General features: G+C 55.4%; 14 protein-coding genes. 9 read left to right on the forward strand and 5 right to left on the reverse strand.

Going from position 1 to position 15,046, the window contains the following annotated elements:
• The first annotated feature begins 28 nt into the window (after positions 1–28).
• Entirely contained in the window at positions 29–1,912 is a 1,884-nt protein-coding gene (locus H8B09_RS18065; protein WP_191204940.1) for an S-layer homology domain-containing protein, read from the forward strand.
• 78 nt (positions 1,913–1,990) lie between these two features.
• Here H8B09_RS18065 and H8B09_RS18070 read toward each other — a convergent pair whose 3' ends face one another.
• On the reverse strand, positions 1,991–2,992 hold the full coding sequence (locus H8B09_RS18070; RefSeq protein WP_191204941.1) for a FecCD family ABC transporter permease: 1,002 nt from the start codon (positions 2,990–2,992) through the stop codon (positions 1,991–1,993).
• Positions 2,979–4,001 carry a FecCD family ABC transporter permease gene (locus H8B09_RS18075; protein ID WP_191204942.1) on the reverse strand — a complete coding sequence of 341 codons (1,023 nt, stop codon included), beginning with the start codon at positions 3,999–4,001 and terminating at the stop codon, positions 2,979–2,981. Before H8B09_RS18075 ends, H8B09_RS18070 begins: the two co-directional genes overlap by 14 nt.
• 242 nt (positions 4,002–4,243) lie before the next feature.
• Between H8B09_RS18075 and H8B09_RS18080 the strand changes: the two genes are divergently transcribed.
• Positions 4,244–5,224 (forward strand): ABC transporter substrate-binding protein, encoded by a 981-nt coding sequence (locus H8B09_RS18080; protein ID WP_191204943.1) that lies wholly within the window; start codon positions 4,244–4,246, stop codon positions 5,222–5,224.
• A gap of 190 nt (positions 5,225–5,414) precedes the next feature.
• Positions 5,415–5,918: a CcdC family protein gene (locus H8B09_RS18085; protein ID WP_191204944.1), complete on the forward strand. Its 504-nt coding sequence runs from the start codon at positions 5,415–5,417 to the stop codon at positions 5,916–5,918.
• 64 nt (positions 5,919–5,982) lie between these two features.
• On the opposite strand, the gene H8B09_RS18090 is transcribed toward H8B09_RS18085, so the two are convergent.
• On the reverse strand, positions 5,983–6,837 hold the full coding sequence (locus tag H8B09_RS18090) for a sugar phosphate isomerase/epimerase family protein (RefSeq protein WP_191204945.1): 855 nt from the start codon (positions 6,835–6,837) through the stop codon (positions 5,983–5,985).
• A gap of 265 nt (positions 6,838–7,102) precedes the next feature.
• Between H8B09_RS18090 and H8B09_RS18095 the strand changes: the two genes are divergently transcribed.
• Positions 7,103–7,552: a MarR family winged helix-turn-helix transcriptional regulator gene (locus tag H8B09_RS18095; RefSeq protein ID WP_191204946.1), complete on the forward strand. Its 450-nt coding sequence runs from the start codon at positions 7,103–7,105 to the stop codon at positions 7,550–7,552.
• A gap of 80 nt (positions 7,553–7,632) precedes the next feature.
• Entirely contained in the window at positions 7,633–8,172 is a 540-nt protein-coding gene (locus tag H8B09_RS18100) for a glutathione peroxidase (protein WP_191204947.1), read from the forward strand.
• A 66-nt stretch (positions 8,173–8,238) separates the two neighbouring features.
• Here the strand turns inward: H8B09_RS18100 and H8B09_RS18105 are convergent, their stop codons facing one another.
• Both H8B09_RS18105 and H8B09_RS18110 read right to left on the reverse strand, forming a co-directional pair.
• Positions 8,239–8,820, reverse strand: a complete 582-nt coding sequence (locus tag H8B09_RS18105; RefSeq protein ID WP_191204948.1) for a hypothetical protein — start codon at positions 8,818–8,820, stop codon at positions 8,239–8,241.
• On the reverse strand, positions 8,820–9,350 hold the full coding sequence (locus tag H8B09_RS18110) for a hypothetical protein (RefSeq protein ID WP_191204949.1): 531 nt from the start codon (positions 9,348–9,350) through the stop codon (positions 8,820–8,822). The genes H8B09_RS18105 and H8B09_RS18110 overlap by 1 nt, the downstream gene beginning before the upstream one ends.
• A 270-nt stretch (positions 9,351–9,620) precedes the next feature.
• Between H8B09_RS18110 and H8B09_RS18115 the strand changes: the two genes are divergently transcribed.
• The 4 genes from H8B09_RS18115 to H8B09_RS18130 are packed head-to-tail and all read left to right on the forward strand — an operon-like array spanning position 9,621 to position 15,045.
• Positions 9,621–10,064, forward strand: a complete 444-nt coding sequence (locus tag H8B09_RS18115; protein WP_191204950.1) for a DUF6385 domain-containing protein — start codon at positions 9,621–9,623, stop codon at positions 10,062–10,064.
• A gap of 48 nt (positions 10,065–10,112) precedes the next feature.
• Positions 10,113–11,042, forward strand: coding sequence for a DUF6385 domain-containing protein (locus H8B09_RS18120; protein ID WP_191204951.1), 930 nt, complete (start codon positions 10,113–10,115; stop codon positions 11,040–11,042).
• 18 nt (positions 11,043–11,060) lie between these two features.
• Entirely contained in the window at positions 11,061–13,193 is a 2,133-nt protein-coding gene (locus H8B09_RS18125) for a glycosyltransferase family 2 protein (protein WP_191204952.1), read from the forward strand.
• Positions 13,144–15,045, forward strand: coding sequence for a tetratricopeptide repeat-containing glycosyltransferase family 2 protein (locus tag H8B09_RS18130; protein ID WP_191204953.1), 1,902 nt, complete (start codon positions 13,144–13,146; stop codon positions 15,043–15,045). Before H8B09_RS18125 ends, H8B09_RS18130 begins: the two co-directional genes overlap by 50 nt.
• The last annotated feature ends 1 nt before the right edge of the window (position 15,046 follow it).

Here is a 15,046-nt window from a genome sequence, read left to right on the forward strand (position 1 = left end):
ACAGAAGATGAAAGGGTGTTCTCTGATTATGAATTCTAGTCGTACTAAGCCTTGGAGGCTGTCGCTTGCAATCGTCCTGTTATTCGTTACATGGACTGCGGCAGTGTCGGAGGTACACGCTGCACAGGTTAATGTTCAGAAGGTTGTTGCAGACCGAACGAAGAAGGCCATTGTAGACCAGTGGCTCCATTATCGTCCGCTCGGAACCGATGGGAACTATATGAACGAGGGCAACATTTACGAGACAGTCCCTCAGCTTGCTGCCCCTTATGCAATCGGATCCATTAAGCAAACATTTATTGAAGATGGCCTTAATGCCGCCAATTTCGTTCGTTATCTGGCAGGGCTGCCGGACGATCTGGAGGCGGACTGGTCGCTCGAACAGCAGGAGCAGACAGCGGCGCTGCTCAGTGCAGTCAACCGCGTCTTGTCGCATACGCAGAAGAAGCCAGCGGGAATGGAACAGTCCATGTTCGACCTTGGCAATGTAGGGGCAGGAGGCAGTAATTTGATCAAAGGAAGCCTAACCTTCTACAACCATGTGCTTGGCTATATGTCCGATAGCGACGAGTCCAACATTGATCGAGTCGGCCATCGTCGGTGGATTCTTAATCCGCTTATGAGGAAGACGATGTTCGGCATGGTCTATTCTGCGCCGGACGCGAAAGGGACTGCGTATCCATACGGTACGATGTACGCATTTAATACGGATCGGGACCCGGCTGAGGTGAGCTATGACTATGTGTCTTGGCCATCGGCAGGGTGGTTCCCGCAGGAGCTGTTCGCGGTTCGCGATGCCTGGTCGGTATCCCTCAACGCTGACAAATATGACAATTCACGGACCAGCGACATTCAAGTGAAGCTCACTCGCGAGCGCGATGGACGCACATGGCAATTTGATTCGAACGATAAGGACGTCTCCGGTCATTATTTCAATGTCGAGACGAGCGAGTATGGGATCCCGTTTGCTGTCATTTTCCGTCCTGAAGGGATAGGCGCATTCGGTGACAATGATACGTTCAAAGTCGCTATCAGCGGCTTATACGATACAAGCGGGCAAGCAGCTCAACTGCAGTTCCAGACTAAGTTTTTCAACATGCTGTCATCACCTGTAGCTCGTTATACGATCCAGCTGCGCAAAGGCGAAACGCTGCAGCTTGGCGTTCGGGCGGGAGAGCGGACCGATGGCACAGCGTATGTAAGCGGCAATTCGAAGATTGCAGCTATCAACAGCGCAGGAGAAATCAAGGGCGTGGCCGCCGGAACGACATGGGTATCGGTCGATAGCTATACCGGCAGGCAGAACCGGGTCAACATTGTTGTGACGGATAAAGCAGCCGCCGAGCAGGTGAGCAAATGGGCGCTGAAAGACTATGGGAAAGCCAAAGGTAACGGACTCATAGACAAGACGCATGACCATTCGTATCAGCAGCCGATCTCGCGTTACGATTTCACGGTGCTTGCTATTCAGATGCTGGAGACGGCTGCAAGCCAATATCTGTACACCGAGGACGTAGGTTTCGGCAACTCGCCGTTTAAAGATACGGACGATTGGCGCATTACATGGGCGAATCGCAACGGCATTATTCAAGGAATGGGAGCGCAGACGTTCTCGCCGAAGACGACGATTACGCGCGAGCAGGCTGCCTCATTGATGTTGAATCTATACAAGCAAGCGAAGCAGACTATCGGAATCGACAAAGACGAGCCGGCAGATATGGGGCTTCGCTTCGCTGACGACAGCAGGATTGCGGCTTGGGCGCGTACCAGCGTCTATCGTGCAACGACGTTGTCCATCATGAAGGGCACCGGCAGCAATCAGTTCACGCCAAAAGGCATTTTGACTTATGAGCAAACGTTCGTGCTGTTGGAGAACTTGTTCGAGTTGATTGAAGAGCAGAAGAACGGCTAACAGCTTATAATAGTACAAAAGGCGATCGCTATCCGGTTCCAACCGGTAAGCGATCGCCTTTTATATACCCCTATCAACCTAACTTTGTGCTCCCTTGCGCTTAGACAGCAGCAAGTAGAGGAAGAATGGCGCGCCGATCGCGGCTGTGAAGACGCCGGCTGGAATATCGCTCGGCAGCAGCAATGTGCGTCCGGCGAGGTCGGCGGCCAGCAGCAGCAGCGCACCGACGAGCGCTGCCGTCGGGATGAGCCTGCCGTACTTGGGACCGACGAGTCGGCGTGCGATATGGGGTGCCATCAGGCCAATAAAGCCGATGCCGCCTGACATGCCAACCGCTGCGCCAGTCAGACCGACGCTTAGAACGAGCATGAACAGCCGTATGCGTTGTACGGGCGTACCGATGCCAACCGCAAGCTCGTCGCCAAGCTCCAGCACATTCAAGTAACGCGACAGATAGATTGCGGCGAAGAGCAGCACGGCGGCCCAAGGCAGCAGCGCCCATACATGTTTCCAGGCGGTGCCGTACAAGGTGCCCGTCATCCAGCCGAGCGCTTGCGAAGCCATATAAGGCGGACCGATCTTGAGCGCGAATGTTGTCAATGCCCCCATCGCTGTCGCTAGCGCGATGCCGATGAGGACGAACCGCAGCGGCGAGATTCCCCGTCGCCATGCCGCGGCATAATTGATCGCCGCTGTGATGAATGCGCCCAGAATCGCGAACAGCGGAATCCATTGAATGCTCAGGTGACCGGCGGCGAATGTCAGGAACAGGACGGATGCTACGGTTGCGCCGCCGGATATGCCGACCAAGTCAGGCGAAGCGAGCGGGTTACGGACGAGTGCCTGCAGAATAGCGCCTGCGGCGGCGAGCGATGCGCCGACCAATACCGCCATAAGCACGCGCGGCAGCCGTAATTTGATAATAATGAGCGACGAGGCCTCATCGCCTAATCCAATGAGTGTCTTCGCCGCGGTGCCGATCGGGATATAGGTGCTGCCGATCGCGACACATACCGCAACAGCTGCCGCTAGCGCGACTATAAGGATGAGCAGAATCGATGTGAATTTAAGATTGCGCATAGCTTCTCCTTCTGGCCACATAGATGAAGAACGGAACGCCGATCAATGCGGTAGCCACGCCGACAGGCAGCTCCTCTGGCTGCAAGATGAATCGGCTGACTGTGTCGGCTGCCATCAGCAGCGTCGCGCCGAGCACGATTGAATACGGGATAATCCAGCGATAGTCATGCCCGACTAGGAAACGGCTGATATGCGGAATGATGACGCCAACGAACGCGATTGGACCAGCGATGGCTACGGAAGAGCCAGCGAGCAGGACGATGATTGCTGTAAGAATAACGCGTACCAGACCGATCTTCAATCCAAGGTTGCGGGCTGTTTCTTCCCCCATGCTGAGCACGTTAACGGACTTCGTGATCAGCAGCGCCCCGACAATGCCTACGATCGTATAAGGCAATACAGCTGCCAGATGGTTCAGATCTCGTCCGGAAACAGAGCCAACGATCCAGAGCAAAATATCGTCGAGCATCTTGTTCTGTTTGAGCAGAATGCCCGTTGTCCAGGCAGAAGCGAAAGCGGCAACGGCAGATCCGGCCAATGTGACGCGGATAGGCGTCTCGCCGTTGGTTTTGCCCACTGCGCCAAGAGTGAATACGACGGCTGCCGTAACGGCTGCCCCGGCGAATGCAATAAGAATGAGGGAGGTGTTCGAGAACACGCTTCCCGCAATCGATAAGGCGACGACAACGGCAAGCGCAGCGCCTGAATTGATCCCCATGACCGAAGGCGAAGCAAGCGGGTTACGTGTCATCGCTTGCATGAAGGCGCCTGCAATCGCAAGGCTTGCGCCAACAATAGCGGCAATCGCCATACGCGGAACTTGCACATTGCGGATAATCAGGTCGGTATTGGAACCGTCAAAGTGACGGTAAGCATCAACGACTTGGAATGGCGTGAATGTATGGCTGCCGCTGAACAATACACTACCGACTGCAATCAAGAGCATGACAATGAGACTGAATATAAGAAAGATCGTCTTCTGTCCGCTGCTTTTCAGATAATGGTTCATTGCGTAATAGCTCCTACGTGGAAAATTGTCGATTCTAGCTAGCTGCATATTGTTCAATTGTAGGCTTTGTTCAGTGGAGCGTCAATGATTCTGAGAATCATTTTCAACTTTTCATTGACATCGATCAACAACCGTACTACGATACTAGGGGCTGGAGTTGATAATCATTTTCAGTCAAACATAATAGTCACTTGTCAGGTACTTACTAGATCAACAGAGAGAGTAAAGGATGGTTGAGTGGAATGAAAAGCATGAGAAAAACTTGGCTTGGCATGTTCGCGCTGCTGCTCGTATTCGCGATTGTAGCGACGGGCTGCGGATCGAAGGATGACAGCAAATCGAATAGCGATACGGCAACTGGCGAGACGAGCACCGCATCGCAGGATGAGCGTACGATTACACATGCGATGGGCACGACGAAGCTGACGGGCACGCCGCAGCGTGTCGTCGTACTGACGAACGAAGGCACGGAGGCACTGCTCGCAATGGGCGTGAAACCGGTTGGCGCTGTTAAATCGTTTGAAGGCGACCCATGGTATCCACATATTAAAGACCAGATGGAAGGCGTTCAAGAGCTGGGCGGCGAATCGCAGCCTAACATTGAGTTGATCGCCAGCCTCAAGCCGGACCTCATTATCGGCAATAAAATGCGCCAAGAGAAAGTGTACGACCAACTGAGTGCGATTGCGCCAACGGTGATGTCGGAGACGCTGCGCGGCGAATGGCAAACGAACTTCAAGCTGTATGCGGAAGCGCTGAATAAGAAAGCAGAAGGCGACAAGCTCTTGGCTGATTTCGATCAGAAAATTGCGGATGCGAAGACTGCGCTCGGCGACAAGCTGCAGCAGAAAGTATCGATCGTACGCTTCATGCCTGACAAGACTCGCATCTACTACAATGAGACGTTCTCGGGTATGCTCCTCGATAAGCTCGGGTTCGCACGTCCAGAAGCACAATCGAAGGATGGCTTCGCGGATGACGTGAATAAGGACCGCATTCCGGATATGGACGGCGATATTCTGTTCTACTTCATGTACAATCCAGATGGTTCCGATACGACGCAGAAGGTTGCCGACGAGTGGATGAACGATCCGCTGTGGAAGAACCTGTCCGTCGCACAGAACAACAACGTGCATCAAGTGGACGACGCGATCTGGAATACGTCAGGCGGTATCATCTCCGCTAATAAAATGATCGACGAGCTCGTTACTTACTTCAAATAATGGTAGTTAAAGAAGGTCGTTCAGCCTATGCTGGATGGCCTTTTTGGTAGGGTCGCAAATAAGGCGGTTAATCACGCCGAAATCATTCGAGGGACGATGCTCTTCGCTTGCGATGCGCGAGCTTTTCAAGTACGATGAAAGTGTTCGTGTTCAATCGTGCACCAGCTTGAAGGCACTAGGAGGAAAGGCAATGCTCTCATCAGCACAATGGCTTCAATATGGATCGCTGGCCATCTCGATCATTGCAGGCGCAGCAATCATTACAGTTCGAATGAAGGCGTCGAATAAACCGACCAATTTGCGCAAAATCATCATTCCGCCGCTCGGTATGTCGACAGGCTTCCTTATGTTTGTCGTACCTGATACCCATGTGCCGCTGTTATGGGCGCTGTACGCGCTGGCAGCTGGCGTGCTGCTGTTCGCTCCGCCGCTTATCGCGACTTCGCATTTCGAACGGATCGGGGAGCAGATTTATCTGCGCCGGTCACGTATGTTCATCTATATCATCATTGGGCTGTTCATCGTTCGAATTGCGCTGCATGATGTCGTTGAGAGACATGTGAGCGTTATGCAGACGGGGGCGTTGTTCTTCCTCTTGGCATTCGGCATGCTTGTTCCATGGCGGTTAGCTATGATGCTGCGTTTCCGGCAGCTGTTGAAGAACGGGGCATCATCGACAACGGCTTCGACTTAGTAAGAAAAAGGCAGTATGCTCTCGCGCCAAGCGTGAGCATACTGCCTTTTGTTGTATAAGTGCGTTAGACCGTAACAGCGCCGATCGCTGCCGCACGGGCATAAGCAAGTGCCTCCGCGACTGTCTCGGGCTTCAGCGCTTCGATCGACATATCGATGAATGGCTTGCGCGCGTGCATCCGCTGAATGAAGCTGGCGATGTCATAAGCGCCTTGTCCGATGATCGTCTCCGAGATCGATCCTTCCGGACTGACGTCGAGATCCTTCAAGTGAGCAAGAACGATGCGATCCCCAAGCAGCTCGAAGGCCGAGTCGACTATCGATGCGCATTGTTCGAACAGCTCCATCGAGGCGGAGAATAGATTGCATGGATCCAATACGACGCCCAGCGTCGAAGATGGCACTTCCTCCAACAGCCGCACCATGAGCTCGGGTGAAGCAAGGGTATGAACGGCTACCGGCTCGAGTCCGATCGTAACGCCCCACCGCTCAGCTTCCTCTGCTAGCTCCGATACGGTATCGCGAAGCACCGACCATGCAACCTCTGGATAACGGTCACCGGCTTGATGGCGCCAAATGTCTGGCCGGCCCGTCTCCGTTGCAACGATCGACGTGCCGAAATCGCGTGCAAAACGAATATGCTCCTTGAAGCGGGCAATATCGGCGCGCCGCAGCGCCGTATCTGGTTCAATTGGATTGATGTAACAGCCGAGTACGCCAATGCGTACGCCGTTCTTGTCAAACTGTTCGCCGATATGATTGGCAAGTCCAGGGCTTAAGTTGCCCGTTGCGGTATCGATATCCGCAATAGCTTTGGCGAGTGCAAGCTGAACGAAGTCAATGCCTGAGCGTCCCGCTTCCTCCGCCAGCTCAGCGAGTGGCTTGCAGCCGAATGTGTGTGCTAAAGTTCCGAATCCCATCGATCACGCTTCCCCCTGTTCATGACAATATGATGCCAGTCTTGATCACGTGTTTTTGTTCCATCGGTCATTCGCATGATCCATCGTGACATGCTGTCTGCATTGTATCATAGTTGGGGCAGGCTGGAATCATACTTTTGGCGCTTGTGAATAATGGGAACGAATCACATTTGACTTCATGTTGGCATAGTGGTATCTTTAGCTCATATTAATTGCATGCAATTTAATTGTGAGGCATCTAGTTTGGGATGGCAGGAAGGAGAGCATGACCGTGGCAGAAGATTACCCGGTGCAGCTTAAGCTGGAGCATCAGCTGTGCTTCGCGCTGTACGCCTGCTCGCGTGAGATGACGAAGCTGTATCGGCCGTTTCTCGATGAGCTCGGTTTGACCTATACGCAGTACGTTACGCTGCTCGTTCTATGGGAGCAGGATAACGTTAGCGTGAAGCAGCTCGGCGAGCATCTGCTGCTCGACTCGGGTACGCTGACGCCGCTTCTCAAGAAGCTGGAGGCGATGCGCCTTGTTGCGCGTGTGCGTGATCCGAAGGATGAACGAAGCGTGCTGGTTCAGCTGACCGAAGAGGGCAGGGCGCTTCGAAGCCGTGCGGAGCATATTCCGGAGAGTGTATTCTGCCAAGTGGGGCTTACGTTCGAAGAAGGCGGCAAGCTTCGGGAACGGCTGCAGCAGCTCGTTGAAGAGATGCAGAAGCGGTAGCGTTAAGAAGCAGGGATCGTAGGCAGGATGAAGAAGTAGTATATAGTTAACAATTCCGATAGGCTGGGGAGGAAATGAAGATGAGCGTATATGAATACACGATGGATAATGTGAAGGGCGAAGCGGTAAGCTTGGCGGATTTCAAAGGCAAGGTGCTCATTATCGCCAATACGGCGAGCAAGTGCGGTCTGACGCCGCAATACGAAGGACTGCAGGCGCTGTATGAGCAATACCAGTCGCAAGGTCTTGAAATTCTGGGCTTCCCATGCAATCAGTTTGCAGGTCAGGAGCCGGGTACGAACGATGAAGTGGAGTCGTTCTGCAAGCTTAATTACGGTGTAACGTTCCCGCTGTTCGCGAAGGTCGACGTGCGCGGCGAGACGGCAGTTCCGCTGTTCCGCTACTTGTCGAATGCGGCGCCTTTTGAAGGTTTCCCAGAAGGCGGAGAGCGTCTGAAAGCGAATCTGGAGAAGCATAATCCTCAGCTTCTCGAGGACAATGATCCGAAGTGGAACTTCACGAAGTTCGTCGTTGACCGCGAAGGCAATGTGGTTGCCCGTTTCGAGCCAAGCACGGCGCCTGCGGAGATGGAAGAGACAATCAAACAATTGCTTAAGTAATATAGGAACATGAACAAGCCGCAGGCCTCCTGCGGCTTGTTTTTATTTTGGACGAGGGAAATCGAATTAGACCTCCCACCACGATACCGTAGCAGAGTTGGCCATTACCCCTGCAACCGAAAGTGAAGAGCTGACGTTCATGGTGAAGATCTGATTGGGCGGAACGATCAGGCTCCCGGCCACAGGGAGCGTGAATATGCCTGGTGTCAGGGCATAGGACATGACGGTTGTCGCCCCCGTTGGCGCTGAGGTTGAGGAGCGGGCCGTCATGCTGCTCGTCGCGCCGCTGCCGAATTTGGTGCTGAACGGCGTAAGCGTTGCCGGAGATGTTATTGTGCCGCCGCTGTACACGGTCATGCTGCCGCTGAAGCTCGACAGCAAGCTGAGAGATACGTTAATGCCGCCTGTGATGCTCGATATGTACATCGTTCGGCCGCTCCCCGAAGGGTTGCTGATCTGCAGCGTGATGATGACCGTTCCACCGAGGACACCCAGGCTGCCCGAGTTGCTTGCTGTTACGATAAACCCGCGGTTGTTGGCTGCGGCGTCCATATCGGTGGGCGACATGATGCCGGGACTGACGTACGTATTGGTAAGCTGCCCGTAGAACGAGCTATTGGAACGATCGAATATAAAATAGTTCGGCATCAGGTTTCCCACCACATGAGGTTGAGAGAAGCCGTTACTGAGCCTGTGCCGGCGGTTACAGTCAATGTCTGGTTCGCGGGCACGATGATTGAACCGTTGAATTCGACGACATAGATGTCGGATGCGTTCGCCGTGAAGAAGGTCGTCGGCGAGCCGCCGAGCGTGCCGGTGTTTTGCCTCGCTGTGACGATGCTGGTCGTTGAACTGCCTAAATAAGCATTGACCGGAGTAGGAGTCGTTCCGCCTGTAATGGTTCCGCCAGAAGCGATAGTCAGCGTGATCGTGTTGGAAGCGCCGCCTGCAACGCGCGACAAGTAGACCGTTCGTCCGCTGCCGTTCGGATTGGCGATCTGGAGCAGCAGGCTGGCACCGGAGCCGACGCTTACATTGCTCGTCGACAAGCAGAACAGACGTTGGTTGGATGCTGCACTGTATTCCGTAGGGGAGATAATGACGGGCGATACGTAACCGTTGTTCGTGAGCATATAGACAGGGCTGTTCTGGTTATTGAATACGGAATTGTTGGTCATAGCGCTAGCCCCTTTCCTGCAGATCGGAGCGAGAGGCGAATCGAACTGACGCCTAGGAGAATGATCTCATGCATAGTTGTCCCGCTGCAAAAGGTTAGTCCTGCATATTATGCAAAACGTCTGACAGTCGGTTCGGACAACGGTGGACAACGGGCGGCAATCGGGCGCATCGCAGCGATGGCTCGCCTATGCAGGGGCGGCAGATGCCGTTACCTCGCGTGCAGGAACGCTCATAAACTATCGAAGCATGGACGTCGAGGGGAAGATGGTATGACTAGTGCACACAGCCGCTGTCGTAGAGGGAGGTCATCTCATTTCTCCCCGAAACGTAAGCATCGAAGCAGCTGTCGGCTCGCGAATCCGAAATGCAGGAAATCGAAGCGGGTCAGACGCTGCTTATTTGTCGAGCAAGTATACCCGAATGTGCGGACAACGAATGAGCTTATGCCGCTGCCGGCGCAAGCGACGACTCATATGACGGTATACTCCTATGCGGTCATTAATGAAGGGGACGCTCCGGCGGTCGTTCAGGTCCAAGTCGGACCGGATGGCTTGAACTATGCTGCCGATGTAGAGGAAACGATACCGGCAGGGCGGACCGGCGTCATTGCCGTTTCTCGATTTTTGCGATTTACGAGGCTTGCTGTCCGCTCCTTGCATGAGGAACAACCGACTTCGCTTAAAGTTTATTTTCAAGCGCAGACGCGAAAGTAGAAGCTTCCCGGACGTCCGTCGGACTTTGGTAGATGAAGGTGATGAGGAATGCCGAACTTTTCATCGTTTAACCCGAACCCGGATAATTTGCGCACGCTGATTTTCGGGCGGGACGAGACACAGCAGCCGCAGGCGCTGGCTACAGACACAAGCGGTAATCTGCTTAGCATTATTATGGATGGTACGATCAGCAATATTTCCATTCAAAGTGCAACGATCACGACCGGTACGATCGAAAGCGTCATGGGCGCAACGATCACGGCGGGAACGATCAACAGCGTGCTAGGCGCGACGATCACAGCAGGAACGATCAACAGCGTTATGGGCGCAACGATTACGGACGGAACAATCAGCAGTGTGCTAGGTGCGACGATTACGGCGGGAACGATCAACAGCGTGCTAGGCGCGACGATCACGGCGGGAACGATCAACAGCGTGCTCGGAGCGACGATCACAGCGGGAACGATCAACAGCGTTATGGGTGCAACGATTACGGACGGAACAATCAGTAGTGTGCTCGGCGCGACGATCACGGCGGGAACGATCAACAGCGTGCTCGGAGCGACGATCACGGCGGGAACGATCAACAGCGTGCTAGGCGCAACGATCACAGCGGGAACGCTCAGCAGCGTAACGTCCATCTCGCAGAAAAGTTTTCAAGAAATCAGCAACCTTGGCGTTACAACGGCCAATGCCTATACGGGACTTGCAACGGTAACGACAAGCGTGTTCGGTACGTACTCGTTCTTCGTTTATAATGTCGGTCCGGGTACGAACAGTGCCGATGCAAGGGTTGAGATCAGCGCCAACGGTACGAACTGGTATGCGGATACGTCGACAACGACGGGCATCGCAGTCGGCTCCGTCGATGTGCTTGTGCCGCAGCGTTTTCTCAAGTATACGCGTCTTGCCTACCGTTCGAGTCTGACGGGCAACCCGACGACGATCGACGTGTACTTCAACGGACAGGGAACCTGATTACGGAGAGGTGACAGCATGCTGCTCGGCGTTCATCTGATCGTGCGCAATGAAGAGCTTCATCTCGCGCAATGTTTGGACAGCATTCGGCAATGGGCGGATGAGCTGATTGTCGTGGATACCGGCTCCTCGGACCAGACGGTACAGATTGCAGCCTCGCGCGGTGCGCATATTGTGCATATGGCGTGGGCGGACGATTTTGCCCAGGCACGCAATTTCGGAATTGGACAGGCGCGGACGTTGTGGGTATTGGTGCTTGATGCGGATGAGCGTTTGGCCGACGGTACGGACATGCTGCAGCTCCGGAACAAGCTTCTTCATTCGAAGGAAACGGCTTATCGGGTTGTGGTTGAAAGCACGGTCGAGCGTCAATGCATTCGGCATGAGGCGGTACGATTGTTCCGAGCGGATCAGGGCTATCGTTATGTCGGGGCGATCCACGAGCAGCTGGCAACGAGTGTGTCGGGAGCATGGCGGGATGTGGATGGCCCATTGTCCGACATACGGCTGCAGCACCATGGTTACGAGCCCGGCGAGCTCGCACGGAAGCGGACAGCGGAGCGTAACGGGTGCATTATCCGCAAGCTGCTGGAGGGACAGCCGGACAATCCGTTCCATTGGTACAACCTTGGCGTTACGTTGAGTCAGCAAGCGAAAGCGGCGGAAGCATCCGCCGCTTTCGCGCGAGCAAGGGCGATTGTTTCGCCCGACGCGCCGTTCCGCCCTTCGCTAATGCTGGACAGTGCGCGTGCGCTGCTTGCGTCAGGGGAGGAAGGGGCAGCGCTGGAGCTGCTGACGAACGAGTCGAAGCGTTATATTAATTATGCAGATCTACAGCTATTGTATGGTGAATGTCTGGAGCGTCAAGGCGCGTGGCTTGAAGCGAAGCAGGCGTATACCACCGCGATAGAAGCAAGTCAGGTGGATAATGGGCTGTATTTAACGGAGAGCGATGTCAACTGCCGAGCATGTACGGCGCTTGCTGGCTTGGAGCGGCGGCTCGGCAACCAGAAGGAAGCGGCGCGGCGTTATGAGCAGGCGCTTCTAGCAGATCTGGGTTGGCCGGAGGCGTTGGAAGGTCTGGCCGAGCTGCTCCATGAAGCTGGGGGCAGCGATAGCGCAATCGCACAGACGTTGGTCCGGTATGCGGGTCTCGAGAGTAAAGAAAACCGTGCAGGGGATGCAAGGGCGGAGCGTAATGGCGTTGAAAAGTTACGTTCGCTTGCCCATGCTTTGACGCTCATCGGCGCTTACTCGTCGGCTGTTCCTCTATGGCGGCAGGCGGTTGTCATTGCGTCCGCGTCTGCGTCTGAGCCTGCGGATGCGGTGGCTTCATTCTCGGCATGTTTAATTCGAACGGGGCAATATGCCGAGGCCGCAGAGGTGTTGGCAAGCATGGCTAGAGACATGGGCTCGCTGCCGATGACCGCGGGAATGGACTGGGCGCTCTGCAGCTGGATGGAAGGGCGGAGACTGCCTCTATCAGCCGAGCATCTGCTTGATGCTTCGACTCTGCTGCTGTGTCAGGCAGCGGAGAGAAGGCTGCTGGGACACCGTCAACATGCCGCGGCTGATGCGTCGGAGTCGGGGGAAGCTGTAGGCAGTATAGGCAGTGAAGGCGGAGCGGATGGTATCGATGGGGCTGTCATGCTCATGGAGAGAGCGGTGTCGCATGGCCTGCTGCGAATTGCAGAACGGCTGGCGGGCAGCTCGGAAGAGCGGTTTGCCGTATCGCTGCATCGGCATGGTTACACGACTGCCGCGGCAGATCGATTGCTTCGTATGATGGGAACGGGACATTTGGGAGCGCGAGGGCTCCGTACGCTTGGCGAAATGCTGTATGGAAGACAGCTGTACAGCGAGTCGTTGTCATTGTATGAACGAGCGGTACAGCATCAGCCTGATGATGAGCATGCGAGGCTAGGCGCGGCATCCGCGAGCATCCGGCTTGCGGTACAGGCGCTGACGGAGCGGGAAGAGGAGCGATCGGCAGCCGCATGGCTGACGGAGGAACGGAAGCGGCTCGAGATGGCGGTTATCCGGCTGGAAAGCTTAGGCTGGCGAACGATGCGCAGTGGCGCGCAGAGGAGGCGAATGAGCGATGGCGGCGCGGCGGAAGCTGATTTCCTTATGCATGATCGTGAAGGATGACGAGCAAGGTCTCGCGCGCTGTCTGCGCAGCGTGCAGGGCATCGTTGACGAGACGATTGTCGTCGTTGATTCAAGCTCTGTCGATCGAAGCGCCGATGTTGCTCGCAGCTATGGCGCCCATGTGATCGAACGGGCGTGGACGGGGGATTTTGCAGCTGCTCGTAATGCAGGGTTGGAGGTGGCTCGAGGGGAGTGGATTCTAATCCTCGATGCGGATGAAGAGTTTTCGGAAGTGACTGCGGCTTCTCTTCGCCCGCTTGCGCTTGATGGGCATTCGGTGGCGGGATGGCTGCTGCCGGTGTGGAATATGCTTGGTACGGACGAAGAGGACGGGGCAACGATCAATCCTGTGCTGAGGCTGTTTCGCAACGATCCGAACCATCGATTCGAGGGACGAATCCATGAACAGATTGCGGTTGCGATCCTTCGTGCCAATCCGGATGCACGTCTAGCACTTGGAGAGGTCATTATTCGCCACTACGGCTATCGGCCATCGGTCGTCGCTGAGAAGAATAAAATCCGTCGCAATATGGAGCTGCTGCTGCAGGCCGTCGAGGAGGAGCCAGATAATCCTTTTCACCGGTACAATCTGGGAGTAGAGTTTCTTCGTGCCGGCAGGCCGCTGGATGCGCTGCTGTCGTTCCGCGAGGCGAAGAAGACGCCATCGTTCAATCAGCTCAGCTATGCGCATTTGGTGTGCAAGTACGAGGTGCGGAGTCTGCATTCTCTGGGACGATGGAAAGAAGCCGTTGACGCTGCCGAAGAGGGGATACGGCTGTTCAACGACTATGCAGACCTTTGGCATACGCTTGCGGAGTCGATGTCGCGAATCGGGCGGCGTCATAGCGCAATCATGGCAGCTTGTTATGCGCTTCGGATCGGCCAGCCCAAAGGAATCTATCATACAGAGGACGGTATGGGGTCGCATCGGACCGCTTATATGCTCGGCATTCTGTATGAGATCGCGGGCAGTTACGATGCGGCAGCTCACTGGTACAGCACAACGCTGACGATGAAGCCGAGCCTGCTGCCGCCGCTGCATAGGCTGTGCCGGATGTTTCGCGTTGTCGGGCGCAGCAGCGAGCTGCCCGTTATGATCGAGCGGCGGTTCACTCTATCGACGGAAGAGGCTAGCATCAAAATCGCCTCGGTGCTGCTCGACAGCGGGTGCACGGCGGAGGCGATTCTGTGGCTTCGGCGCAGAGCGGCTGAGCCAGCATGGGGAACTGCGTCCTCGTCGTGGCTGGTACTTGCTGAGGCTTCGCACGCTGCGGCGGAAGGGCATCTGGCAGAGGCGTGCCGCAGGGCGATACGGGCGATAGGAGCGGTTTCGTCTGAGACGCCTGGTGCGGTGGCAGGGGCAAGAGCGGGAGATGGAGCAAGTGCAAGTGCAAGTGCAAGTGCAAGTGCAAGTGCAAGGTACAGTTCAGGCGAGTATGGTGCCGCGGCGGCTTATGAACGGCTTACATCCCTGCGGCGATGGCTGCGGGCAGTCGGTGTTGGGAGCGATGAAGAGTTTGGTGGCGTGGATGCTGGATCGCTGCCTTTATCGTCGACGGATGAGGAGAATGGTGCATCTTCTGCTGGCTACGGATTGGCTCCTATCATGAAGGGTGCCGTCAGTACGAATGATGCTGGCCTACTGGAACAGGTACTTAAGCAAGTTTTGGCCAGCGTGGCGGATGGCACCGATGCGGCTGCTCAGAGTGGCTCAGCTGCATTAGCTGCTTATGCGGACTGCCATCTGGGTGAGGCAGAGCGGCTGCTCGCTGCACGCACGGCGTCGTCAGCCACCCGGCAGGTGCTGCGTTCCGTCCGACTGCTGCTTGCTGGCTGCGAGCGGGGAGAATAAT

It is taken from the genome of Paenibacillus terricola (assembly GCF_014779765.1).
GTDB classification, from domain to species: domain Bacteria; phylum Bacillota; class Bacilli; order Paenibacillales; family Paenibacillaceae; genus Paenibacillus_T; species Paenibacillus_T terricola.